General features: G+C 69.8%; 21 protein-coding genes. 7 read left to right on the top strand and 14 right to left on the bottom strand.

Annotated features, from left to right (window positions below):
* Window positions 1-81: 81 nt before the first annotated feature.
* Complete coding sequence (locus NKI68_RS11905; RefSeq protein WP_254543305.1) at window positions 82-453, top strand: Ig-like domain-containing protein; 372 nt, start codon at window positions 82-84, stop codon at window positions 451-453.
* A 183-nt stretch (window positions 454-636) separates the two neighbouring features.
* On the opposite strand, the gene NKI68_RS11900 is transcribed toward NKI68_RS11905, so the two are convergent.
* The 7 genes from NKI68_RS11900 to ppsA form a co-directional block, all read right to left on the bottom strand.
* Window positions 637-1,197, bottom strand: coding sequence for an NfeD family protein (locus NKI68_RS11900; protein ID WP_254543304.1), 561 nt, complete (start codon window positions 1,195-1,197; stop codon window positions 637-639).
* A gap of 39 nt (window positions 1,198-1,236) precedes the next feature.
* On the bottom strand, window positions 1,237-1,410 hold the full coding sequence (locus NKI68_RS11895; protein ID WP_254543303.1) for a DUF7312 domain-containing protein: 174 nt from the start codon (window positions 1,408-1,410) through the stop codon (window positions 1,237-1,239).
* Window positions 1,411-1,454: 44 nt separating this feature from the next.
* The gene (gene metG / locus NKI68_RS11890) at window positions 1,455-3,575 is read right to left on the bottom strand and encodes a methionine--tRNA ligase (protein ID WP_254543301.1); all 2,121 of its coding nucleotides are present in this window, start codon (window positions 3,573-3,575) and stop codon (window positions 1,455-1,457) included.
* A 314-nt stretch (window positions 3,576-3,889) separates the two neighbouring features.
* Complete coding sequence (locus NKI68_RS11885; protein WP_438267776.1) at window positions 3,890-4,453, bottom strand: YqaA family protein; 564 nt, start codon at window positions 4,451-4,453, stop codon at window positions 3,890-3,892.
* A gap of 38 nt (window positions 4,454-4,491) precedes the next feature.
* The gene (mfnA, locus tag NKI68_RS11880) at window positions 4,492-5,550 is read right to left on the bottom strand and encodes a tyrosine decarboxylase MfnA (protein WP_254543300.1); all 1,059 of its coding nucleotides are present in this window, start codon (window positions 5,548-5,550) and stop codon (window positions 4,492-4,494) included.
* Window positions 5,551-5,587: 37 nt separating this feature from the next.
* Window positions 5,588-6,364 (bottom strand): hypothetical protein, encoded by a 777-nt coding sequence (locus tag NKI68_RS11875; protein WP_254543299.1) that lies wholly within the window; start codon window positions 6,362-6,364, stop codon window positions 5,588-5,590.
* Window positions 6,365-6,452: 88 nt separating this feature from the next.
* Window positions 6,453-8,777: a phosphoenolpyruvate synthase gene (gene ppsA / locus NKI68_RS11870; RefSeq protein WP_254543298.1), complete on the bottom strand. Its 2,325-nt coding sequence runs from the start codon at window positions 8,775-8,777 to the stop codon at window positions 6,453-6,455.
* A gap of 296 nt (window positions 8,778-9,073) precedes the next feature.
* On the opposite strand from ppsA, the gene NKI68_RS23575 reads away from it, so the two are divergent.
* The 3 genes from NKI68_RS23575 to NKI68_RS11860 are packed head-to-tail and all read left to right on the top strand — an operon-like array spanning window position 9,074 to window position 12,664.
* Entirely contained in the window at window positions 9,074-9,199 is a 126-nt protein-coding gene (locus NKI68_RS23575) for a hypothetical protein (protein WP_256562596.1), read from the top strand.
* Complete coding sequence (locus NKI68_RS11865) at window positions 9,196-11,268, top strand: sugar-transfer associated ATP-grasp domain-containing protein (protein WP_254543297.1); 2,073 nt, start codon at window positions 9,196-9,198, stop codon at window positions 11,266-11,268. Before NKI68_RS23575 ends, NKI68_RS11865 begins: the two co-directional genes overlap by 4 nt.
* A 1-nt stretch (window position 11,269) precedes the next feature.
* The gene (locus NKI68_RS11860) at window positions 11,270-12,664 is read left to right on the top strand and encodes a M61 metallopeptidase family protein (RefSeq protein ID WP_254543295.1); all 1,395 of its coding nucleotides are present in this window, start codon (window positions 11,270-11,272) and stop codon (window positions 12,662-12,664) included.
* 6 nt (window positions 12,665-12,670) lie between these two features.
* Here NKI68_RS11860 and NKI68_RS11855 read toward each other — a convergent pair whose 3' ends face one another.
* From NKI68_RS11855 to NKI68_RS11845, 3 genes are all read right to left on the bottom strand, one after another.
* Complete coding sequence (locus tag NKI68_RS11855) at window positions 12,671-13,570, bottom strand: PhzF family phenazine biosynthesis protein (RefSeq protein WP_254543294.1); 900 nt, start codon at window positions 13,568-13,570, stop codon at window positions 12,671-12,673.
* A 97-nt stretch (window positions 13,571-13,667) separates the two neighbouring features.
* Window positions 13,668-14,138, bottom strand: coding sequence for a nucleoside deaminase (locus NKI68_RS11850; RefSeq protein WP_254543293.1), 471 nt, complete (start codon window positions 14,136-14,138; stop codon window positions 13,668-13,670).
* Window positions 14,139-14,277: 139 nt separating this feature from the next.
* Window positions 14,278-14,640 (bottom strand): DUF7344 domain-containing protein, encoded by a 363-nt coding sequence (locus tag NKI68_RS11845; protein WP_254543292.1) that lies wholly within the window; start codon window positions 14,638-14,640, stop codon window positions 14,278-14,280.
* A 272-nt stretch (window positions 14,641-14,912) separates the two neighbouring features.
* On the opposite strand from NKI68_RS11845, the gene NKI68_RS11840 reads away from it, so the two are divergent.
* Together NKI68_RS11840 and mtnP are read left to right on the top strand one after the other, a co-directional pair.
* A complete protein-coding gene (locus NKI68_RS11840; RefSeq protein WP_254543291.1) occupies window positions 14,913-15,605 on the top strand; it encodes a phosphoribosyltransferase in 693 nt (230 codons plus the stop codon).
* A gap of 70 nt (window positions 15,606-15,675) precedes the next feature.
* The gene (gene mtnP / locus NKI68_RS11835; protein ID WP_254543290.1) at window positions 15,676-16,524 is read left to right on the top strand and encodes an S-methyl-5'-thioadenosine phosphorylase; all 849 of its coding nucleotides are present in this window, start codon (window positions 15,676-15,678) and stop codon (window positions 16,522-16,524) included.
* 37 nt (window positions 16,525-16,561) lie between these two features.
* On the opposite strand, the gene NKI68_RS23570 is transcribed toward mtnP, so the two are convergent.
* The 4 genes from NKI68_RS23570 to NKI68_RS11820 form a co-directional block, all read right to left on the bottom strand.
* Window positions 16,562-16,690, bottom strand: coding sequence for a hypothetical protein (locus NKI68_RS23570; protein ID WP_256562697.1), 129 nt, complete (start codon window positions 16,688-16,690; stop codon window positions 16,562-16,564).
* A gap of 61 nt (window positions 16,691-16,751) precedes the next feature.
* Window positions 16,752-17,741: a segregation and condensation protein A gene (locus NKI68_RS11830; protein ID WP_254543289.1), complete on the bottom strand. Its 990-nt coding sequence runs from the start codon at window positions 17,739-17,741 to the stop codon at window positions 16,752-16,754.
* Complete coding sequence (smc, locus tag NKI68_RS11825; protein WP_254543288.1) at window positions 17,734-21,300, bottom strand: chromosome segregation protein SMC; 3,567 nt, start codon at window positions 21,298-21,300, stop codon at window positions 17,734-17,736. Before smc ends, NKI68_RS11830 begins: the two co-directional genes overlap by 8 nt.
* 22 nt (window positions 21,301-21,322) lie before the next feature.
* Complete coding sequence (locus tag NKI68_RS11820) at window positions 21,323-21,604, bottom strand: DUF7518 family protein (RefSeq protein ID WP_254543287.1); 282 nt, start codon at window positions 21,602-21,604, stop codon at window positions 21,323-21,325.
* 116 nt (window positions 21,605-21,720) lie between these two features.
* Here NKI68_RS11820 and NKI68_RS11815 point away from each other — a divergent pair, with 116 nt between their 5' ends.
* Entirely contained in the window at window positions 21,721-22,596 is an 876-nt protein-coding gene (locus tag NKI68_RS11815) for an alpha/beta fold hydrolase (RefSeq protein ID WP_254543285.1), read from the top strand.
* The last annotated feature ends 696 nt before the right edge of the window (window positions 22,597-23,292 follow it).

Here is a 23,292-nt window from a genome sequence, read left to right as displayed (position 1 = left end):
CCACCACTATTTCGTAATCAATACAAAGCAAGAAAACATTGGCAGCAAAAAATATTTACTGAGATGGCATCTATGAATCTCATGGCCTATTCCCGCCGAACGGTCCTCCGCGCTGGCAGTATATCCGTTTTCGGGATAAGCGGTGCTGGCTGCCTCTCCTCTTCTCGAGGCGCGACCGATATCGACATCTCGAATGAAACAACCGATGAAATCACGGTGACAATTGCAGTGACCTCTATAGATGACAGCGACATCATTGTTGAAGAAACAATGTCGCTATCTCCAAATGAGGAACAAACAGTTAACAACAAAGTTCTCATGCACACGGATAATTTGGTGGAAGTGACTGTTCAGAATGGACCCAGTGATACCTACGAATGGAATGACGCCGTCTCCCCGCTCGCTGTTCGAGTCACGAACGGTGAAATCACGTTCGAGCGACTAAACGAATAACGCTCTTCCGTAGGAGATTGTTGATACAGCTCTCTACGGTAGAACAGGAACAAAAACTGACCGCCTGACTGCCTAACGATCTGGTTTTAGTCTCGCTCGATTCACTACAGAATCGCAAGACAGCTCTACATCAACAATGTACTACACAAGAGCGAACGAATAAACGCGACCGCCGTATCCGAATCAAACGGTTTCGGGTTCGTCGCGGTCGGTCTCGTGCGCCCGTCCCTCGCGCAGTTCTCTATCGATGGCGTCCTCGATGAGCGACAGCGGTTCGACGACGACGACGTTCCCCCCGCCGGGGTCGATCACCATCACCTCGGTCCCCTCGGGGATCTCCCCCTCCATCGACCGCGCGGCGTAGTAGGGGTTGAACCCCCCGCCGTCGAGTTTCACCTGCCCGCCGGCGGTCGTCACCCGCTCGGTGACCTGCCCGGTCTTCCCCCGGAGCGACGACGAGTCGCTCGTCCGACTGCGGCCCTTCCCGCCGTAGAGGTCGAACTCGCGGTAGGCGTAGAACGCGAGTCCCCCGACGAGCAACACCGACAGCATCATGAGGAAGATGCCGAGCGCCCCGCCGCCGACGACCAGGCCGACGAGGCCCGCGGCGAGCAGGGCGATGCCGACGACGATGAAGTGCGCGCCAGGCGCGAGCGCCTCGGCGACGATGAGACCCGTCCCCGCGAGCAACAACAGGACGGGGAGGGAGAGTTCCAATCCCGAGGGGAGTTGGAGGAGCGTCATGCGTGTGCTAGGGTCTGTCCGTAGATTAACGCTTCTGGACTAGAGGAACATGATCGCGAAGACGGCGACCGTCGCGACGGCCCCCAGCAGGACGAAGAAGGCGTTCTCGAAGGTCGGCGATTCCGGCTCCGGATCGGCGTCGAACGGATCGTCCCCGGCACCCATCAGGTCGCCGTCGGGGGTGAACCGCCACTCGGACTCGTCGTCGGCCATGGGACGCCTACGCGAACGACCCGGAAAGGCGTGTCGCTGATCCGCTACCGAACCTTCGTCCCGGGGGGTGCGTCGCCGTGCGTGGTGAGCAGGTCCGCCGCCTCCCCCGCGGCGAGCACCATTCCGTCGCTCTCGACGCCGAAGAGTTCGGCCTTCTCGAGGTTGGCGACCACGACGACGCGCGTGCCGGGCAGGTCGGCCGCGTCGTGGAGCTGTCGGAGGCCCGCGACGATCTGTCGCGTCTCGACGCCGACGTCCACCTCCAGTCGGAGGAGCTTGTCCGCCCCCTCGATCGGCTCGGCGCGCACGATCTCGCCGACGCGCAGGTCGAGCCCCTGGAACTCCTCGAACCCGACGCGCTCGTCGACGAGCGGTTCGAGGTCCGCGGGCGCGTCGGGCGCGTCCGATTCGGCCTCGCCGTCGCCGTCGCCGTCGTCGGCGTCAGCGGCGGCGTCCGCGTCCGCTCCCGTCTCGGCGTCCTCCTCGGTCGCCTCGGCGACCCGCGCCTCGAGCTTCTCGTTGAGTTCCTCGACGCGCTCGGCCTCGATCTTCTCGAACAGCTCGCTCGGCGCGTCGAAGGAGGCGGCGGGTTCCGCGAGCGCCGCGTCGAGCGTCGCGTCGTGGACGGAGCCGTCCTCGTTCAGCTGTCCCCAGAGGCGCTCGGCGGCGTCGGGCGCGATCGGCTGGAAGAGCACGGCGACGGCCTTGGCGAGCTGGACGCAGTCCCGGATGACCTGTGCGGCGCGCTCGCTGTCATCGTCGGTGAGCTTCCACGGCTCGTTGCGCTGGATGTACTCGTTGCCGAACTGCGCGAGGCGGACCGTCGACCGACCGACCGCCCGGACGTCGTAGTCGTTGACGGCCTCGTCGAAGTCGGCGATCGCGCCCTCGATGCGCTCGCGCACCTCGTCGGAGAGCGGCGCGTCCGGCGTCCCCCCGTACTCGCGGTGGGCGAACAGTAGCGAGCGGTAGACGAAGTTGCCGACCGTCCCGACGAGTTCGCCGTTCACGCGCTCGGCGAACTTCTCCCAGGAGAAGTCGACGTCCTGCTGGAAGCCGCCGTTGGTGGCGATGTAGTAGCGAAGCGGGTCGGGGTGGAACCCCTCGTCGAGGTACTCGTCGGCCCAGACCGCCCGGTTCCGGGAGGTGGAGAAGCCCTTCCCGCCGAGGGTGACGAACCCGCTCGCCATGACGGCCCGCGGCTCGGTGTACCCGACGCCGCGGAGCATCGCCGGCCAGAAGACGGTGTGGTGCTGGATGATGTCTCGGCCGATGACGTGGACGACCTCGCCCGCGTCCCTCCACGTCTCCTCCCAGTCGTACTCGTCTGCTCCGACGCGCTCGGTGTACTGCTTCGTCGAGGAGACGTACTCGATGGGGGCGTCGACCCAGACGTACAGGACGAGGTCCTCCGAACCCTCTCCCGGGTAGTCGATCCCCCAGTCCATGTCGCGGGTGATGCACCAGTCCTTGAGTTCGCCCTCGATCCACTCGCGGGGCTGGTTGCGCGCGTTCGAGGTGCCCTCAAGCCGGTCGATGAACCCCTGGAGGTACTCCTGGAACTCGGAGACGCGGAAGAACTTGTGCGTCCGCTCCCTGTACTCCGCGGGGTTGCCCGTGACGATCGAGACGGGGTCCTCGACCTCGCCGGGTTCGAGGTGGCGCTGACACCCCTCGTCGCACTCGTCGCCGCGCGCCTTCGCGCCGCAGTAGGGGCAGGTCCCCTCGACGTAGCGATCCGGGAGGTACTGATCCTCCTCGGGGTCGTAGGCGACGAGGATCTCCTTCTCGTAGACGTAGCCCGCCTCGTCGAGCGCGCGGACGATCTCCGTCGTCAGCTCGGTGTTCGTCTCGTCGTGCGTGTGGCCGTAGTTGTCGAACTCGACGCCGAACCGGGGAAACGTCGCCTCGTACGTCTCGTGCCAGCGGAGCGCGAACTCCTCGGGCGCGACGCCCTCCCGCTCCGCGTTGACGGCGACGGGCGTGCCGTGCATGTCCGACCCGGAGACGAAGGCGGTCCGCTGTCCGAGTCGGCGCAGCGCGCGGGCGAACACGTCGCCGCCGACGTACGTTCGCAGGTGGCCGATGTGCAGGTCGCCGTTGGCGTAGGGCAACCCGCAGGTGACCACCGCCGGGCGTTCCGTGGGGAAGTCCTCGTGGCTCATGTCTATCGATGCCTCCCGTGCGGGCCTAAAACCCGCCGATTTCGGTGATCGGTGTGGATCATCGTGCTGTGTACCGCGTGTGTCCGTGGTGTGCCGTGGGGGCCGCGCTGCGCGGCCCCGCCGGTCGCTCTGCGATCGACAGTCCGGAGAACGTCGGGTTCAGGTCGCGTCCCGGAGGCCGTATGACCGGCCGACGCGACGATTCACCGACGCGGCGACGGCTCCGCGCGCATAGGAGGGGAAACCGCGGGGGGCCGCGCCGGGTGAGTCACGTCACTGGGTTCGCCGCGCGTCCTACATAGCCTCGTCGGTCTTCAGAGGACCGTGACGACACCGCCGACGAGCGCGAGCGTCACGATCAGCCGACCCGCGCTCCCGACGAACGCCGCCAGCGCGAACTTGGCGTAGTCGTCCTCGAGCACGGAGAAGGCGTAGATCGAGAGCGTGTCGGGGAAGAAGGGGACGCACAGCGCGAGCGCCATGCCGACGTAGCCGTACCGATGGGCGAGCGCGATCGTCTTGCGCTCCGAGTAGGACACCACGTCCAGCCGCGACCGCCGGAGGAGGTCGATGATCGGTCCCGACTGCTTCGCCTCGTTGCCCAGGCGGAGCGCGAGGACGCTCCCGGCGGCCTTCCCCGCGCCGCTCACGAGGATGATCAGCGTGTAGTCGGCCCACGGCGGAAGCCCGAGGTCGAGGGGTGCGAGGAGGACCGTCTCGCTGGGAAGCGGGAGGGCGACCGCGATGAGAAAGGAGTAGATCGCGATGAGGACGAGCCCGAGCGGTCCGGTCGCGTGCTCGACCGCCGACTTCAGCGCGTGGAGAACGTCGCCGGAGACGACGAGAGCGACGTCGACGGGGACCACGAGCGCTGACACACGCGGCGGGTTCCGCGCGCGGCGCTGTAAGTCTTCTCTTACTCGACGCGATCGAGGTCCGCGAGGAACGCCGAGAGCACCCCGCGGGTGACGTGTGGCATCACCACGATCCGCGCCTCGCCCGCCGCCGTCCGCGAGAGCCGCCAGCCGCGCTCGCGCAGCGCCTCGACCGTCCGGTCGGGCAGGTCGACGGCCACGAGGGGGAGGGTCGGAGGGACGACCTCGTAGCCCCGCGCGGTGAGTTCCCCGGCCAGCCACTCGGCGTCCGCCGCGGCGCGCGCTTCCTCGCGGGCGTAGCCGTCCGGCCAGAGCGCCTCCATGGCGGCGACGGCGCTCGCGACGCCCGCCCCCGACCGCGTCCCCGTCAGCGTCACCTGCGCGGTCGATTCGAGGTACGGCGTGTCGATCGCGAGGGCGTCGAGCAGGGAACCGTCGCGCGCGAGCAGGCCGCCGGCGGGGACGGCCGCCCGACCCAGCTTGTGCGGGTCGATCGTCATCGTGTCCACGGGCGCGTCCGCGAAGTCCCAGTCGTGGTCGGTGAAGGGGAGCGCGAACCCGCCCCACGCGGCGTCGACGTGGCAGAGCGCGCCGCGATCGCGCGCGAGGTCGGCGATCGCGGGGACGGGATCGACGCGCCCGTACTCCGTGCTGCCAGCGACGCCGACGACGCAGACGGTGTCCGCGTCGACCAGTTCGGCCATCGCGTCCACGTCCGCCCGGTAGTCGGAGAGGGGGGCGCGCCGGAGTTCGACGCCGAGGACGTCGGCCGCCTTCGTGAAGGAGAAGTGGGCGCTCTCCGGCGCGACGACGTTCGGCGCGTCGGTCCGGCCGCGGGCGCGGTTGCGGGCGATGCGGACCGCCTGGACGTTCGCCTCCGTTCCCCCGGAGGTGACGTACCCCGCGGGGTCGGACAGCGAGGCGACCTCGCCGAGCAACTCGACGGCCTCGCGTTCGAGCGCGGCGACCGTCCGGTAGGTGCCGGGGTCGCCGGGGTTGGTCGCGAGAAATCGCTCCGCCGCGGCGCGGGCCGACGGGTGCGGCCGGGTACACATCGACGAGAGAACGCGAGCGAAGTCCTGTGGTTCGGCCCGCTGCATGGGGCCCCGTACCGCGCTACGCCGTTTAGCCGTTGCGTTACGCGGTCACGTTCGCGACCCACGCGGGGCGCTCGACGGTCACGTTTTCCGTTCGCACGAGGTCGAAGACGAGGCGGAAGGAGGCGTCCCTGCCGGCGACGGTGTAGTTCCCGGACGCCTCGTAGCGGTGGACGCGCCCCCGGCGGTCGACCACGAGCGTCGAGCGGTAGTCGGACGTGTCGGTCGCGTTCGCCGGGAAGACGGCCGTCGCGTTCGTCGTGCCCGTCGCGCGGAGGGTGACGAGCGTCCGGTCGCCGGTCCGGTTCACCGACGCCACCTCGTAGTCGGCGGCCGCGAGGCGCGGGGCGAGGAGGTCGACGAACGCCAGGGCGGCGACCGCGTGGGGTCGACCGGTCCGGTAGTACGTCTGCCCGCCGACGTCGCCGCGGAGGTAGTGCGTGGACGCGTTCGCCCAGGCGTCGAACCGGGCTCCGGTCCCCCGATTGACCGTGTGGTACGCGTAGGGCGTCCCGCCGGCCTCGACGAGCGTCCGCTGGGAGCGCGAGACGTTCAACACCTCCCGGTCGCCGCCGAGCGTGACGGGACGGGTCCCGTTGACGACCACGAGCGTCTCGAACCCCGTCTCGTTCAGCGCCGCGACGTGAGCGTCGAGGAGCGCGGTGACGTTGTCGAGTCGCCCGTCGACGACGCCGGGCGGCGCGTCGTCGGACGGGAGATCCGCGGCGTCCGCCGCGGACCCACCGGATGATTGACATCCCGAGGCCGTGAGCAGTAACGCGACCGCGAGGACGAGAGAGAGACGACTTCGTCGCATGTGTTCCCATTAGATTCAGGTATCAAAAAAGACGTGTCTGACGCCGTCCACAAAGCTTATGCCGACCTAGGGTTGGGGGCGCTCCGCGCTACCGGACCGAGTCGAGGAGGAGCTTCTGCTCGACCCGCTTGACCTCGTGCTGGACGTCGCGGACGGCGTCGATGTTCGCCGAGATGGAGCTGACCCCGCAGTTGACGAGGTAGCGGACCATCTTCGGCTTGGAACCGGCCTGCCCGCAGATGCTGGTGTCGACGCCGTGCTCGCGGCAGGTGGCGATGGTGTCGCCGATGAGCTTCAGGACGGCGGGGTGGAGTTCGTCGAAGCGCCCGGCGACGTGCTCGTTGTTGCGGTCGACCGCGAGGGTGTACTGCGTGAGGTCGTTCGTCCCGAACGAGGCGAAGTCGATGCCGGCGTCGGCCATCTCCCCGATGCAGAGCGCGCTGGCGGGCGTCTCGACCATGATCCCCCACGAGCGCTTGTCGGGGTCGATGCCGACCCCCTCCATGAGCCGCCGGGCCTGCAGCACGTCCTCCGCATCGTTGACGAGGGGGAGCATGATCTCGACGTTGTCGTAGCCCATGTCGTAGAGGCGGCGGAACGCCTCCAGTTCGTGCTCGAACACGTCCGGCCTGTCGAGGCTGCGGCGGATGCCGCGGTAGCCGAGCATCGGGTTGTGCTCCTTCGGCTCGTCCTCGCCGCCCTGGAGCTGACGGAACTCGTCGGTGGGCGCGTCGAGGGTGCGAACCCGAACCGGCCGCGGGTAGAACTCGTCGGCGACGGCGCGAACGCCGTTGACGATCTCCTCGACGTAGGCGTCCTCGCCGTGGTCGCGGACGTACCGCTCGGGCGTCTTGTTCGTCGAGAGGATCATGTGCTCCAGGCGGAGCAGGCCGACGCCGTCAGCGCCCGTGACCGCCGCGCGGTGGGCCGCCTCCGGGATGGAGACGTTCACCTTCACCTCCGTCGCCGTCATCGGCTTGACGGGGTTCTTCGGGCGGACGTCCTCGAGCGGGTCGGTCTCCTCCTCCTCCTTCGAGTCGGCGGCACCCTCGCGGATCGTCCCCTTGTCACCGTCGAGGGTGACGACCTGCCCGTCCTCCAGGTCGCGGGTCGCGCTCCCCGTCCCGACGACGGCGGGGACGCCGAGTTCGCGGGAGACGATGGCCGCGTGGCTCGTCATGCCGCCCTCGTCGGTGATGATGCCCGCCGCGCGCTTCATCGCGGGCACCATGTCGGGGGTCGTCATCGCCGTCACGATGACGTCGCCCTCCCCGACCTTGTCGAGCTGGTCGAGCTTGTCGACGATGCGCACCGCGCCGCTCGCGATCCCCGGACTCGCGCCGAGGCCCTTCAGGATGACCTCGTCGTCGCCCGACCGCTCCTGTCGGGCGCTCGCGCCGCTCCCGTCGGTGGCGCTCGCCGCCTCGCCCGACCCGGAGGAGCGCTTGATCGTGGTGATGGGCCGCGACTGGAGCATGTACACCTCGCCCTCGTAGATGGCCCACTCGACGTCCTGCGGGCGGCCGTAGTGCTCCTCGACCTGCCGGCCGAGTTCGACGAGGCGCTCGATCTCGTCGTCGGTGAGCACGCGCTCGGTGCGCTTGTCGTCCGGTACCTCGATCTCGACGGTCTCGCCCGTCTCGGCGTCCTTCGTGTGCATCACCTTCTTGTCGGCGACGGTCACCTCGGTCGTCCCCGCGGTCTCGCGGTCGACGACGTAGTTGTCGGGGGACACCGAGCCGCTGACGACGGCCTCGCCGAGCCCCCAGGCCGCCTCGACGATGATCTCCGGTTCGCCGGTCGAGGGGTGGCTCGTGAACATCACGCCGCTCTTCTCGGCGTCGACCATCTGCTGAACGACGACCGCGATGTCGACCTTGTGGTGCTCGAAGCCCTGCTCCTCGCGGTAGTAGATCGCGCGCTGGGTGAACAGCGACGCCCAGCAGCGCTTCACGCGATCGACGAGGTCCTCGCCCGTGACGTTGAGGAACGTCTCCTGCTGGCCCGCGAACGACGCGTCGGGCAGGTCCTCCGCGGTCGCGGAGGAGCGGACGGCCACGAACGCCTCGCCTCCCTCGGCGTCCTCCCCGGAGTCCGATGCGCCGATGCGCGCGTAGGCGTCGAGGATCTCCTCCTTCAGTTCGTCGGGGATCGGCGTCTCCAGAATGAGTTCCTCGGCGCGGTTCGCGGCGGCGGCGAGCGCTCCCGAGTCGTCGGAGTCGACGTCGACCGCCTCGAACAGGTCGTCGTCGATGCCGGTCCCCTCGATGAACGAGCGATACGTACCCGCCGTCACGACGAACCCCGGCGGGACCGGCAGGCCGGCCCCCGTGAGTTCCCCGAGCGACGCACCCTTCCCGCCGACGGCGTCGATGTCGTCGGACCCGACGTCGTCCAGCCAGAGTACAGCCATTTGCGTATCGGGATGAACACGGAACTTGATTAAGAACCTTCCGACCCGCCGCCCGTCACCCGAACGCCATCCCCTCGCTAAATGCCGATAGCACTCCTCTAGCGCCGGTTTCACGATCGACGGGATCGCCGGATACGATCTCGTCCGCCGCGCGATGCGACCGCCTACCCGACCCCGACGTGCCCGTAAAGCACACCCTACGCGATTGAATCCTGATTAATTCATATTGATCCGTAGTAATTGATACTCAATATGTCTCCGAATTAATACGGTGACGTCCCTCGCCACGACCGCAGATGACCGAAAGACCAATCGGACGGATCGACACCCGAAATCGGAGCGGGGGCGCGCCGCTCGCGTTCGGTCCCCTCGAACGGCTGTCGCGGGAGCGCGACCACGGCGCGACGGGGGGCGGACGGTGACGGCCGTAGCCCGGGGGACGGCCGACCGGCTGGCCGACGTCCGCTCGACCGTCGCGCCGTACGGACGGTTCCTCGCGCTGCTGGCGGTCGTCCTCGTCGCCGGACTGCTCGCCGAACGAACCGTCGACGACTTCGCCGGCGCGGTCGAGCGCTACCGGCTGTTCTTCCAGCTCATCCTGGCCGGCGTCGTCCTCTCGCTGCTTCGCAGCGAGGTGGGGATGAAGACCTACGGGCTGTTCGCGCCGATGATCGTCGCCTTCATCCTCGTCGCCGCCGGGCCGCTGTGGGGACTGCTGCTGTTCCTGAACGTCCTCGTCGTGACGCTCGTCGCGTTCCTGGCGGTGAAGCCCCTCCAGCTCGGGACCGCCCCGCGCGTGGCGACGCTGCTGTCGGTCGCCTGCCTCTCGACGACGATGACGCTGCTGGCCGCGGACGTCGGGTTGCTCCCCGGCTTCTTCGGCTCGGTCGACGTGTTCTTCCCCACGATCATCAGCGCGTGGTACGCAGACCGCGTCGCCACCGCGGTCGAGGAGCGCGGCTGGGTCGCCCCGGCCATCCAGTTGCTGTGGACGATCGTCGCCGTCTTCGTCGCCTACCTGGTCGTGACGAACGAGGCGATCGTCGGCTGGTTCGTCCGCACGCCCGAGGCGTGGGTCGGCGCGCTCGCCGTCACCGTCGTCGTCGGGAACCGGCCGTGCATCCGCCTCACGGAGTACGTCCGGTTCACCGACCACATCGACTCGAACGCGGCCCTCGCCCTCCTGACGGGCGGGCAGGTGTGGCTCCACAACCAGCGCCTCCGCCTGCGACGGCTCGTCTCGAACGGCGCGGGCGAGTTGCGCGCCGTGAGCGACGTGCTGCCGATGAAGGTGCGAAACCGATACATCGACCGGTACAACCCACCGTACCTCCGGCCCGCGGCCGACGAGAAGGCGCACATCAACCGCCGGTTCGCGGGCCTCGACATCGACGCGCCCGAGACGTACGCCGTCGTCCGGGACGCCGCCGACCTGTCCACCGCGGCCGCGGTGATGGACGAGCGCGAGGAGTTCGTCGTGAAGCCGAGCGCGGGATACGGCGGCGAGGGGATCGTCGTCGTCACCGGGCGCGACGGCGACCGGTTCGCGACCTCGAAGGGGCCGCGAACGAGAGCGGAACTGCTCGGCCACGTCCGGCGCATCGTCGAGGGCCACTACTCGGGGCTCGACCCCGAGGGGACGGCGATCGTCGAGGAGCGCCTCCGGCCGGCGCGGTTCTTCCGCGAGCGGTGCGGCGGCGGCGTCCCCGACGTGCGCGTCATCGTCTTCCGGGGGTACCCCGTGATGGCGATGACGCGACTCCCGACCGAGGAGTCCGAGGGCGCGGCGAACCTCCACATGGGCGCGGTCGGGGTCGGCCTGCGCGTGGCCGACGGGACGCCCCTCGGGGCGTACCAGCAGAGCCGGGACCGCCACCTCGACCGCCACCCCGACACCGGCGCGGACCTGACCGACTTCGCGGTCCCGAACTGGACGGGGATCCTGGAGACGGCGGTCCGCGCGGCCGCCGCCTCGGGACTCGGCTACGCGGGCGTCGACGTGGTCCTCACCGAGGGGAACGTCCCCAAGGTGCTCGAGGTGAACGTCCGCCCCGGCCTCGGCATCCAGAACACGACCGGCCAGGGCCTGCTGGCGCGCCTCGCCGCCGTCGAACGGTTGCCCACGACCTGCGAGTTCGCGTCGCCCGACGAGCGCGTCGCGCTCGCCCGCGAGTGGGACGCCCACGCGTCGGGGTACGAGGCGGCGGTCGGGGCCGAACTCGATCGGATCGAGCGCGGCGAGCGGAGCGAGGACGACCGGGACGCGCACGGAGTCGATCGAGCGAGCGGGAACGGCACCCGATCGTCGACGCTCTCGCCGAGGCGCGTCGCGCTCGCGGTCGGCGGCGCGGCGAGCCTCGCGCTGCTCGCCGGCGCGCAGGCGGCCGGCTTCCCCGTCGTCGGCGTCGGGTTCGTCGCCTGCGCGGTCGGGTTCGTCGGCTTCCTGCTGCACCACGCCGCGCGCTACCACGTCGGCGGGGGAGGTGAGTGAGATGCGCGGATCCGACGCGACGACCTGCCGTCGACTGCTGGTGTGCGCGCTCTGTGCGCTCCTCTGCGTCGCCGCCCTGCCGACGGGCGTCGTCGGCCAGCCGGACGGCAGTTCCGACGACGGCACCGTCGCGATCGACTACCGGTACGAGCACACCGGCGATCCGGGCACCGTCCGCGTCACCGCCGAGGCGACGGTGCCCGCGAACGTGACCGAACTCTCCGTCGAACTCCCGTCGAACGCGTCCGACGTGCGCGCGGCCGACTTCGGCGGCGACGGCGATACGCTCGAGTGGGAGCGCGACGGGGGCGACGGATCGAGGCGGATCGAACTGTCCTACCGCGTGGCCGTGAACGAGACCGACGACGGCTCGCTCGAGGACGTGAGCACCCGCGAGTGGGCGCTGTTCAACTGGCGCGGGACCGACCTCCGGGTCGGGTACGCCCACACCGGGACCGACCCGGGGGTGACCGAGCGCGCCGTCGTCCCCGAGCGCGCGGGCGTCGCCGGGGAGACGTACGTCTACCTCGGCCCCTACTCGACGCGCTCGCGGACGGTGAACGGCGAGACGATCAGGCTCGTCGTCCCGCGCGCCGCGAACGGCTCCACGGACGCGACGGCGACGCTCGACGCGCTGGCGACGGCGGCGCGCGACCTGCGGGTGGACGCCGGACGCGAGCGGCTGACCGCCTTCGTCGCGCCCGCGCCCATCGAGGCGACCGGGCGCTTCTCCCGCGCCGGCGACGGCGGCGCGCGCGACATGTACGTCTCCGCGTCCGCGCGGCTCAACACGCCGGACAGCGCCTGGCTCCACGAGTTCACCCACAGCCGACAGGCCTACGAGACCGACGAGTCGATGGCGTGGTTCGACGACGCGAGCGCCGAGTACTACGGCGCGCTGTTGACCTACCGGCAGGGGCGCATCTCGGAGGCGGCGTTCGCCGAGTACGTCCGCGCGGAGCGGGAGCGCGACGCCGTCCTGGCCGAGGCGGGGGCCGGCGACGCCTCCTACTTCAAGGGGATGCGGGTGCTCGCGGCGCTCGACGCGACGATCAGGGAGCGGAGCGACGGTCGGCGGAGCCTGGAGGACGTCCTCCGGCGGATGAACCGCCACGAGGGGACGGTCAGCTACGCCGACTTCGCGCGGTTCGTCGCGTGGGCGGCGGGCGAACCCCTCGACGAGTGGCTCGACACCTACGTCCGGGGCGAGGCCGCCCCCGAGGTCGACGTCGGACCGCTCACGGCCGGGGCGACGGTCGAACCCGCGGACCCGAACGCCTCCGCGAACCTCGTCGAGGCGGTGCGGACCGCGCCGCCGACCGGCTGGGCGCTCTTCCTCGCGGGCGCGGCGCTCGCGCTCGCCACCACCGTCACCCTCCGCCGTCGCCGAGGATAGCCCGCCTCAGGCCTCGATCACGTCGTCCTCCTCGGGGTCGGGGATCGAGAGCGTCCCGTCGAGCGCGGTCACGGCGCGACCGCCGACGCGGATCTCGCCGCGGGCGCGCACCAGCGCCCTGCCGGGGCGCTGCACGAAGTGACCCTGCTCGAACGCCATCTCCGCCGGCAGGTCGTCGAAGGCGTCGTACTCCCGCAGGTACGCCCCGACGGCCCCGCTCGCGGTGCCCGTCACGGGGTCCTCCGGGACGCCCGCGAGCGGGGCGAACATCCGCCCGTGGAGCGCGGCGTCGGGGTCGAGCGTCTCGAAGGTGAACGCGTAGACGCCCGTCGCGTCGACCGACTCGCAGAGCGCCTCGACGGCCGCCGCATCGGGCGTCGCGTTCCCGAGGTCGTCGAGGCGCGCGACGGGGACGACGAGGAACGCGAGACCGGTCGAACTCCACGCGAGCGGGAGGTCGTCGGCGACGGTCGTGAGCGCACGCTCCTCGACGCCGAGGGCGTCCGCGACCTCCCCGTACTCCGCGTCGACCGCGTGGAGTTCGGGCGGGGCCTGCGTCATCCACACCGTACCGTCCGCCTCGACGTCGATCTCGAGGACGCCGACGTTCGTCGCGAGCGTGTGCGTGCCGGCGTCGACGACGCCCTCCTCGTGCAGGAGGGCGTGGCTGGCGATCGTCGCGTGCCCGCAGAGGTCGACCTCCGTCTCGGGGGTGAAGTAGCGGATCCGGCGGTCGGCCTCCTCGCTGTCGGTGAGGAAGGCCGTCTCGCTCGCGTGGAGTTCGCGGGCGATCGCCCGCATCCGATCCGCGGTCAGCCCCTCGGCGTCGGGGACGACCCCGGCGGCGTTGCCCGACAGCGGTTCCTCGGTGAAGGCGTCCACGAGCAGGGTACGGCGCGTCTCCATGGTTCGGGCGACTCGACCCGTCGGGATAAGGGTTGGCGAGGGGCGACGAGGGGTGACGAGGGTCGACGGCCCGCGGCATCCTGCGGCGGTCCCGACCTCACCAGTACGACTCGTGGATCGTCCGCCCCTCCTCGGCGAGCACCGGGCCGATCACCGCCACCTCGTCGTCCGCGCGGGCGAACACGTCGCTCGCGGGGAGGACGAGTCCCGGATCCGCGACCGCGGCGAGGTCCGCGGCCGAGGTGCTGTAGACGACCCGCCGCAGGCCGGCGTTGTAGAGCGCCGTCGCACACATCGGGCACGGTTCGGTGCTCGTGTACATCGTCGTCTCCGCGAGCGCGTCGGCGTCGAGTTCCCGGGCGGCCCAGCGCGCGAGCTTCAGCTCCGGGTGGGCCGCGATGTCCCCGTCCGTCAGGACGGTGTTCACGTCCTCCGCGAGCACCTCGCCGCCGCGTTCGAGCAGCGTTCCGAACGGGCGGTCGCCGTTCTCGATCGCCTCGCGCGCGAGTTCGTGCGTGCGGCGGACGAACCGCTCGTGGCCGGGGTCGTCGGGGCTGTCGTCGGTCACACCGTCCCCGAAGCGGGGCACGCTCCAGTAAGTTCGGGTTCGCTGGGTCGTGGATCGACGAAACGCCGGGCCGGTCGAGGTCGGCGAGCGGCCGCTCCTCGGTCGGTCGAAGCGGAACTCGGGGCACGACCGTCTCCGTCTACTCGCAGAACTCCCCGACGGCGTCCAGCGAGGCGGTGATCGACTCGAGCACCTCCCCGAGGGCGTCGGCGTTGTCCGCGGACACCACCTCCCCCGTCTCCCGGTCGTGGCGGACGACGCCGTGCTCGCTCAGTTTGGGGAGGTGACGGTGGTAGAGCGAGATGTGCACGTCCTGTACGAGCCCCGTCTCCGCGTCCGCTATCGGTCGCCCGGTCTCCGCCTCTACCACCGCCCGAACGAGTGCCTGTCGCGTCGTTTCGCCGCCGTTGTCTAATAAGTGCTCGACGACGGTTCGCCGGCGCGCGTTGGAGAGCAACGCGAACGCCGCATCGGAAGCCGTCGTCGGGTCCCAAGCCGACATATTTCCACCTGTGTGACAACACAGTTCGAACGAACGTATATAGATACTGTGCTTGCCTGTGCCGCGTGACACGCTTTCGACGCACGCCCACTCGGCGGAGATCACGCCGCCCGAATCGGCGGTCGGGTACGGAGGCGCGAAGGCGCGGAGACGCGGGCGTCCGACGAACTCGCGCGGCGCTCGGCCGCGTCCCGACTCGACGCGGGATTCCGGATCGATTCACACGACTTAAACGGCGAAACTCCGTCGGTGTACTGTGGTGAACACGCGCCATGGCTGACCTCCCGGACGAATTCAAGTGCACGATCACGAACTGGGACTACATCTACGACCTCTGTCGGGACGTGGCGGACCAGGTGAAGGCGGCGGAGTTCGAGCCGGACGTGGTGGTCGCGCTGGCCCGCGGCGGCTGGTTCGCCGGGCGCTGTCTCTGTGACTTCCTCGGCCTCGACGACCTGACCAGCCTGAAGATGGAGCACTACGTCGGCACCGCCCAGAAGACCGGCGAGCCGGAGATCCGCTACCCGATGCCGGAGGGGAGCGTCGAGGGCAAGGACGTCCTCGTCATCGACGACATCGCGGACACGGGCGGGTCGATACGTCGCGCCCACGAGTACGTGAGCGACCGCGACCCCGGCGAGGTCCGGACGGCCACGCTCCAGTTGCTCGGGACCAGCGAGTTCGAACCCGACTACGTCGGCGAGCGCCTGGAGGAGTGGGCGTGGGTGGTCTACCCGTGGAACTTCATCGAGGACATGATCGACCTCACGCGCGGCGTGATGGAGAAGGCCGGCGAGCCGTCCTACACCGTCGAGGAGATCCGCCACTACCTCAACGAGTACCACGACGTCCAGCGCATCGAGATGGAGATCGCCCAGCCGGGGCGGATGGGGGAGGTGCTCTCGGAGATGGAGCGCCGGGGCGTCGCAGAGCGCGTCGGCGAGGGCTGGCGGCTCGCGGGGTGAGACGATGCTCGACGCGCTGGCGCAGTGCGATCTCGGGGGAGTTTAGTCCCCCTCGCCCCTCGCCCGACGCATGACGGTCGGATTCATCGGCGGAAGCGGCATCTACGAGGCGCTCGACCTGACCGACGTCCGCGAGGAGGAGATCGAGACGCCCTACGGCGATCCCAGCGCCCCGGTCACGATCGGGGACCTCGACGGGACGGAGGTGGCGTTCCTCCCCCGACACGGCCGCCACCACCAGTACGACCCGACGGACGTGCCCTACCGGGCGAACGTCTACGCGCTCAAGGCGGTGGGCGTGGAGCGGATCCTGGCGAGCAACGCCGTCGGGAGCCTCCGCGAGGATCTCCCGCCGGAGACGCTCGTGGTCCCGGATCAGCTCTTCGACCGGACGCGCCACCGCCCCTACACCTTCTTCGACGGCGAGATGGTCGTCCACATGGGCTTCGCTGACCCCTACTGCCCCCACATGGTCGAACACCTCGCACGGTGCGGGCGCGAGACGACCGACGGGATCGTCGAGGGCGGCACCTACGTCTGCATCGAGGGGCCGCAATACTCGACCCGCGCGGAGAGCGAGTTCTTCCGCGACCAGGGGTGGGACGTGATCGGCATGACCGCCGTCCCCGAGGCGAAGCTCGCCCGCGAGGCGGAACTGTGCTACGCCACGGTGACGGGCGTCACGGACTACGACGTCTGGAGGCGCGACGGCGAGGTCACCCTGGAGGAGGTGCTCGAGAACGCCGCCGCCAACGAGGCCGCGATCAAGGAGGTCGTCGAGCGGGCGATCGAGACGCTGCCCGACGACCGCGAGTGCGACTGCGGGCGCGCCCTGGCGGGGACGATCAACACCCCCAGCGAGCACGTCCCCGAGGAGACGAAATCGCGGGTGGACCTCCTCGCCGGCGAGTACCTCTGAGGGGAAAACGGGGAGCGCGGCCGAGTGTGTGACTCGGTCACCGGCCCGGATCGCGCACGTACTGCAGGGCCTCGATCAGCCGCTCGCGGTCGACGCGACCCTCCGTCTCGGCCAGGCGCTCGCGGAACCACGCTGGCGTCATGGCCACCGAGACGTTTGCTACCATTGCACATGACCCTTTCGACCGTTGCGGTCCGTAAGCCCGGCTTAATCGGGAGGGCGATGGATCAGTCCGCCGTGACCTCCTCGGGCGTCGAGGCGGCCGCCGGGTCCCGTATCCAGAGGTCGCCGAAGAGTTCGTCCTGCTGGAGGTGGACCTGTCCGCGGTGGGAGAGAAAGAGCAGGCCGAGGAACGTCTCGACGCGCGAGCCGCCGGTCTCCTCCACCTCCGCGAACAGCACCTCCGCGCGCCCGGCGTCGTACTGCTCGCGCAGGGCGCGGTAGACGCGCCGGATCGTCGCCTCGATGTCCTCGGCGTGGGCCGTCCCGGTGACGTCGGCCGTCGTCGGCTCGTCGTCCACGCGGAAGTCGTCGCCCGCGCGGTAGTCGAGCGTCTGCGTCCCCCGGCGGAACCCCCGCGGGGAGTCGCTCGTGTCGTAGGTGCGCGACTCCTTCCACCGCGAGCCGCGCTCGGCCTCGCGGAGTTCCCGGACGAGTTCGTCGAGCGTCCGCGGGGTCCCGCGGGCGCGCTTTCGCTCCAGACGGCGGTCGATCTCGCGGTCGAGCGCGTCGAACGGGTCGGGACCGTCCCACTCCCCGCCGTCGGCGGGCGGGTCGTCCCACGCGTCCCACGGCTCGTCCTCGACCTCGGGTTCGTCCGGTTCGAGCAACGCGTCGCTCTTCATCCGCAGGAGGACGCTCGCGTAGAACAGCGCCCGACCGCCCGTGCGAAGGTCGGCCTCGTCGAGCACCGCGAGGAACTTGTCCGTCACGGCGACGATGTCGATGTCCCACGGCTCGATCTCGCCCCTGTCGGCGAGCTGCACGAGCAGTTCGACCGGCTCGACCTCGTCGCCGTCGGGCGCGTCCGGATCGACGGCGTCCGCGCCGGCGTCCTCCGCCCCGTCCGGGCGGCGGTCGTCGGGGGGATCGTCGGCTCCCTCCCCGCGCTCGCGCGAGTCGTGGCCGGTCCAGTCGAACGCGATCCCCTCCCCGCCGTCGGTCCCGATTCCGGGATCGGGGCGCTCGCCGTCGGACTCGCCTGCGCGCTCAGTCACCGGCGGTCACCCCCGCGGCCGCGAGGTCGATGCCGGTCACGGCGCTCACGTTGTCGTCCTGCATCGTGACGCCGATGGCGCGCTCGGAGCGCTCGAGGAGCGCGGAGCGGTGGGAGACGACGATGAACTGGGCGGTGTCGGCCAGTTCGTCGACCAGTTCGCCCACCGCCTCGGCGTTGGCGGCGTCGAGGAAGGCGTCCACCTCGTCGAGCGCGTAGAACGGCGCGGGGTTGTGCCGCTGGATGGCGAAGATGAAGGCGAGCGCCGTCAGCGACTTCTCCCCGCCGGACATGGCCGCGAGGCGCTGGACGGGCTTGTCCCCCGGCTGGGCCTTCATCGTCAGCCCGCCGTCGAAGGGGTCCGCCTCGTCCTCCAGGTGGAGCGTCCCCGTGCCGCCCGAGAGGCGCTCGAAGATGTCCGTGAAGTGCTCGTCGATGGCCTCGTAGGCCTCCATGAACGTCTCGCGCTTTCTCGCCTCGTAGCCCTCGATGCGCTCGACGATGCCGTCGCGCTCCTCGATCAGGGTGGCGCGCTTCTCCTCTAGATCCCCGAGGTCGTCGGCCACCCGGTCGTACTCGTCGATGGCGAGCATGTTGACGGGTTCGAGGTCCGCCATCTCGCCCTCCAGGCGCTCGATCTCCGACTCGACCGTGTCGTGGTCGGGGACGTCCTCGGGGTCGTACTCGCCGACCTGCGCGGCGAGTTCGTCCACCTCCCACTCCAGGCGCTGGACGGTCTCGCGGCGATTCTCGAGGCGGCTCTCGACGGTCGCGGCCGCCTCCTTCGCCTCGTCGCGTGCCTCGCGCGCCTCCCGGAGGTCGGCCTTGAGCGACTCACGCTCCTCCTTGAGTTCGGCGAGTTCGTCCTCCAGATCGGCGACCTGCTCGCGCTTCTCCGCGAGCGCGGCCTCCTTCGTCTCGATCTCCGCCTCCAGGTCGGCGACGCGCGTCTCCGCCTCAGCCTTGCGGTTCTGCGCGTCCTCGATGGTCTCGTGGAGTTCCTCGATGGCGTCCTCGGCGTACTGCTTCTCGAGTCCGAGTTCGTTGAGGTCGCCGTCGAGGTCGTCCATCTCGTCCTCCAGGTCGGCGATCTCGGCGCGGATCTCCTCGGCGCGCTCGGTGAGTTCCGCCACCGCCGAGTTCCTGAGTTCCTCCTCCAGGTCCGCGATGCGCTCCTCGATCCCGGCGACGGTCTCGGTCGCCTCGGCGATCTCGTCCTCGAGCGCCTCCATGCGCTCGGCGACCGCCTCGCGCTCCTCGTCGATCTCCGCCACCCGGGTCTCCTTCGCCGCGATCGTCTCGCGCACGTCCTCGATGCGCCCCTCGGTCCGCTCGATCTCCGTCCGGACCTCGCGCACCTTGTCGGCGGCGGCCGCCTGCCGGTCGCGGGCGTCGTCGAGGCGGCTCTCCACGTCCCGTAGCTCCTCGCGGGCCTCGCGGCGCTCGTCCTCGAGGCGGGTGATCCGCTCGGCGACCCGTTCGAGCTGACCCTTCCCCGAGGAGAAGGAGTAGCGCGATCCCGAGCGGGAGCCGCCGGTCATCGCGCCGCTCTTCTCGACGAGTTCCCCCTCCAGGGTCACCATCCGGAACTGGCCCATCAGGTCGCGGGCGGTCGCCATGTCCTCGACGACGAGCGTGTCGCCGACGACGTAGGAGAAGACCCCGGCGTACTGGGGATCGAAGTCGATCAGGTCGTAGGCGAACCCCACGACGCCGTCGCGGCTCGGCTCGCTCGGCAGCGAGCGCTGGCGCATCTTGTTGATCGGGAGGAAGGTCGCCCGGCCCGCGTTGCGCGACTTCAGGTACTCGATGCAGCGCTGGCCGACCCCGTCGTCGTCCACGACGACGTTCGCGAGGCGACCCCCGGCGGCGGTCTCACACGCCGTCGCGTACCGCCCGGAGACGCCTCCCAGCTGACCGACGGTGCCGTGGACGCCGTCGAGGCCGCCGTTGAGGACGGTCGTGACGGCGCGACCGTAGGAGCTGTCGCCGGACTCGCCCGCCTTGGCCTCCAGTTCCGCGTACTCCTGCTGGGCGGCGCTGACCTCGTCCTCCAGGTCGTCCAGTTCGTCCTGGCGCTCGTACTTCTCGGCGCGCAGGTCGTCGACGACCGACTCGATCGTGGTCTTGTTCTTCTCGGCCTTCTCCAGTTCGGCCTCCAGGTCGGCGAGGTCGGCCTCCAGGTCGGGGATCGACGCCTCCAGGGACTCGATCTCCTCGCGGAGTTCGCGTTGGTCGTTCGAGCGCCGCCGCGCCTCGTCGAGCAGGCGGTCCTGCTCGCGCTGGAGTTCGTTCCTCTCGGCCTTCGCGGCCTCAAGCTCGTCGCGCGCCTCCTGGAGGTCCGTCTTCAGCTGCTCGTACTCGGAGTCCACCGCCTCGATCTCGGCTTCGACCTCGGCGAGTTCCTCCTCCCGCTCCATCGCCTCGGCCTTCAGCGAGGACTTCGCGACCTTCGCGTTGCGGATGCGGGCGTCGAGGTCGTCGACCTGCTCCTGCTTCGCGTCGAGCTTGACGAACGCCTCCCGACGCTTCGACTCGGCCTCCTCGATGCGCCCCTCGGCGCTCTCGATCGCGTCCTCCAGGCGGGCGATCTCGCCCTTCACCTCCTCGATCTCGCGCTTTACGCGCAGCTGCTCGTCCTCGCCGGTGCGCTCGATCTCCGCGTTCAGGTCCTCCAGGTCCTCCTCCAGACGGAGCACCGTCCCCTGGCGCTCGTCCAGGGTGCGCCGGCGCTCCTCGAGCTTCGTCTCGTCGCGCTCGACCTTCCGCTCGGTGCGGTCGAGGCGGGCGCGCTTGTCCTCCAGTTCCGCCGCCTTGAGGTAGCCCTCGTACTCCTCGCGCTCCTCCTTGAGCGACTGGTACTCGAGGGCCGTCTCGCGCTCGTCCTCGAGCTGCGCGAGGCGCTCCTCCTTCTCCTCGATCCGGAGGTCGGCCTCGTCGACGCGCTCCTCGACGACCTCGAGTTCGTCCATCGCGTCGGCCTTCCGGGCGTCGAACTCCGCCACGCCCGCGATCTCGTCTACGATCTCGCGGCGCGCGTGCGGCGTCATGTTGATGATCTCGGTCACGTCGCCCTGCATCACGACGTTGTACCCCTCGGGGGCGACCCCCGCCTGCGCGAGGAGGTCCTGGATGTCAGAGAGGTTGACCGACCGGCCGTTCAGGTAGTAGTAGGAGTAGTAGTTGTCCTCGGTCTGCTTGACCCGCCGCCGGATGGAGATCTCGTCGACGTCGCCGACGCTCTCCGTCCCGGCGGCGTTCACGACCTGCGACCGCGAGAGCGTGCGATCGGCGTTGTCGAGGACCACCTCGACGCTCGCCTCGCGCTCGCCGGCGAACGCCGCGCCGTCGTCGTCGGGGTTGTAGATGAGGTCCGTGAGCTTCTCCGCGCGGATCCCGCTCGTGCGGGCCAGCCCGAGCGCGAACAGGACGCTGTCGATGATGTTCGACTTGCCGGAGCCGTTCGGCCCGCTGATGGTCGTGAAATCCTCGTAGAAGGGGATCCTGGTCGTACGGCCGAAGCTCTTGAAATCGTCGAGGACGAGCTCTTTGATGTGCATGGGGCGCTCGTTGGCGACCCCCCTACGCGACGATTATCTCGTCGCCACCGGGGGAATCGCTCCGTTCTTCCTCCTCGCTCCGCTCGGATTTGTCCCCTTCGGATTCCGACGCTGGCGGGTCCGATCCCTCCGCCCGGCCGGTTCGCCCGGACCGTCCCGCGACGGCGTCCGGCGGGTCGACCTCCGCTTCGAGCGCCTGGATCCGCTCCTTGCACTCGACGAGTTCGTCCGTCAACCCCGTCACCGACGCCTCGAGCTGTCGAACGCGGGACTCGAGTTCCTCGACGCGATTTCCGCTGGCCATGTCCCACATGCACCGGCGCGGACGTATAAACATGCGTCAGACAATGACAAGTTCAGTGACACGTCTCGGTGCCGCACCGGGGAAGCGATTACCGTCCCGCGGTCCTACGGGACGCCATGGTCCAGCGAACCCGCGACCTCCCCGGCACCTCGCGGTACGTCGAGACGAACGGCGTCACCCTCCACGTTCGGACGGTCGGTCCCGAGGACGGCGCGCCGGTCGTCCTGCTCCACGGCTTTCCCGAGTTCTGGTACGGCTGGCGGCGGCAACTGCCGGCGCTCGCCGACGCGGGCTACCGTCTCCTCGTCCCCGACCAGCGCGGCTACAACCTGAGCGACAGGCCCGGCCGGAGGGGGGCCTACCGCATCGACGCTCTCGCCCGCGACGTCGTCGGCCTCCTCGACGCCGAGGGGTACGACGCGGCCCGGATCGTGGGCCACGACTGGGGCGCGATGGTCGCGTGGTGGCTCGCGCTCGACCACCCCGGGCGCGTCGAGCGCCTCGGGATCCTCAACGTCCCCCACCCGGGCGCGTTCGGCGAGGTTATCCGGGAGAACCCGCGGCAGGCCCTGCGAAGCTGGTACGCCGGCGTCTTCCAGCTTCCCCGCCTCCCCGAGGCGGCGCTCCGGGCGCGGGACTTCGAACTGCTGGAGCGGGGGCTCACCGACAGCTCCCGACCGGGCACCTTCTCGGAGGTGGACCTCGCGCGCTACCGCACCGCCTGGGGTCGCCCGGGGGCGCTGACGGGGATGCTGAACTGGTACCGCGCGAACGGATTGCGGAGCGGGTTGTTCGACCGCCGCGAGCGGGTGACGGTGCCGACGCTCGTGCTCTGGGGCGCGCGGGATACCGCCCTGATCCGGGAGAACGCGGAGCGGAGCGTCGAGTACTGTGAGGACGGTGCGTTGGTGGTGTTCGAAGACGCGACTCACTGGGTCCAGCACGAGAAGGCCGACGAGGTGAACGAGAAGTTGGTGGATTTTTTAGCGTGAACGCGGATACCGTCGATGCCACTTCGAACGCTTTCGGACGGTCAGCGAGATCTTCTACCACCTCGAACGCCCTCGGATCAGAGTCGAAGGAGAGTGTCTCGAAAGCCCTCGGGTCCTACGCTCCCGGGAGACACGCTGTGCTCCTCGGCTCGCTCGCTCCGCTCGCTCACCTGCGGTGCTTGCGGCCTCCGGGTTCGCGTAGGACCCTCGCCCTTTCAGTCCGCCAGGCTGCCTACCCGACTCCGCCGGGCGCGCATAGAAGCGCGCCCAGCCGCGTGGCCGGGAGGGCGGCTCGTCGCCCGACTCGGGGGAGGGCAGGCGTGCGGGACGGTGCGGTTCGGTCCCCTGGCGTCTCCGTGAGCGAGCCGTCAGGCGAGCGAACGGAGGCGCAGGAGACACGCACTGCGCGTCTCCTGGTGGACTGAAAGGGCGAGCGCTGTAGACGAAGCACGCCGACACAAGCACTGGAGCGAGAGAGCGGAGCGAGCGAGCGAAGCGCGCAGCGAGGCGCGCGAGTCACGCGAGCAAGGCGAGCGTGACGTCGGAAGTCGCAGCCCGCGCAGCCGAGCACCGCGAGGCGAGCAGGACCGTCTTCCGGGAGTCCACAGCGCGAGGGCTTTCGAGGTAGTACTGTCCTCTGCATCCGATTCGGAGGCTTTCGAGACGGTATACGATGTGGCAGACCATGCGAGGGCG

Origin of the sequence: Halomarina pelagica, assembly GCF_024228315.1 — an archaeon.
Taxonomy (GTDB): domain Archaea; phylum Halobacteriota; class Halobacteria; order Halobacteriales; family Haloarculaceae; genus Halomarina; species Halomarina pelagica.
The sequence above is the reverse complement of the archived record's forward strand: the minus strand, read 5'-3'. Positions and strand labels throughout refer to the sequence as shown.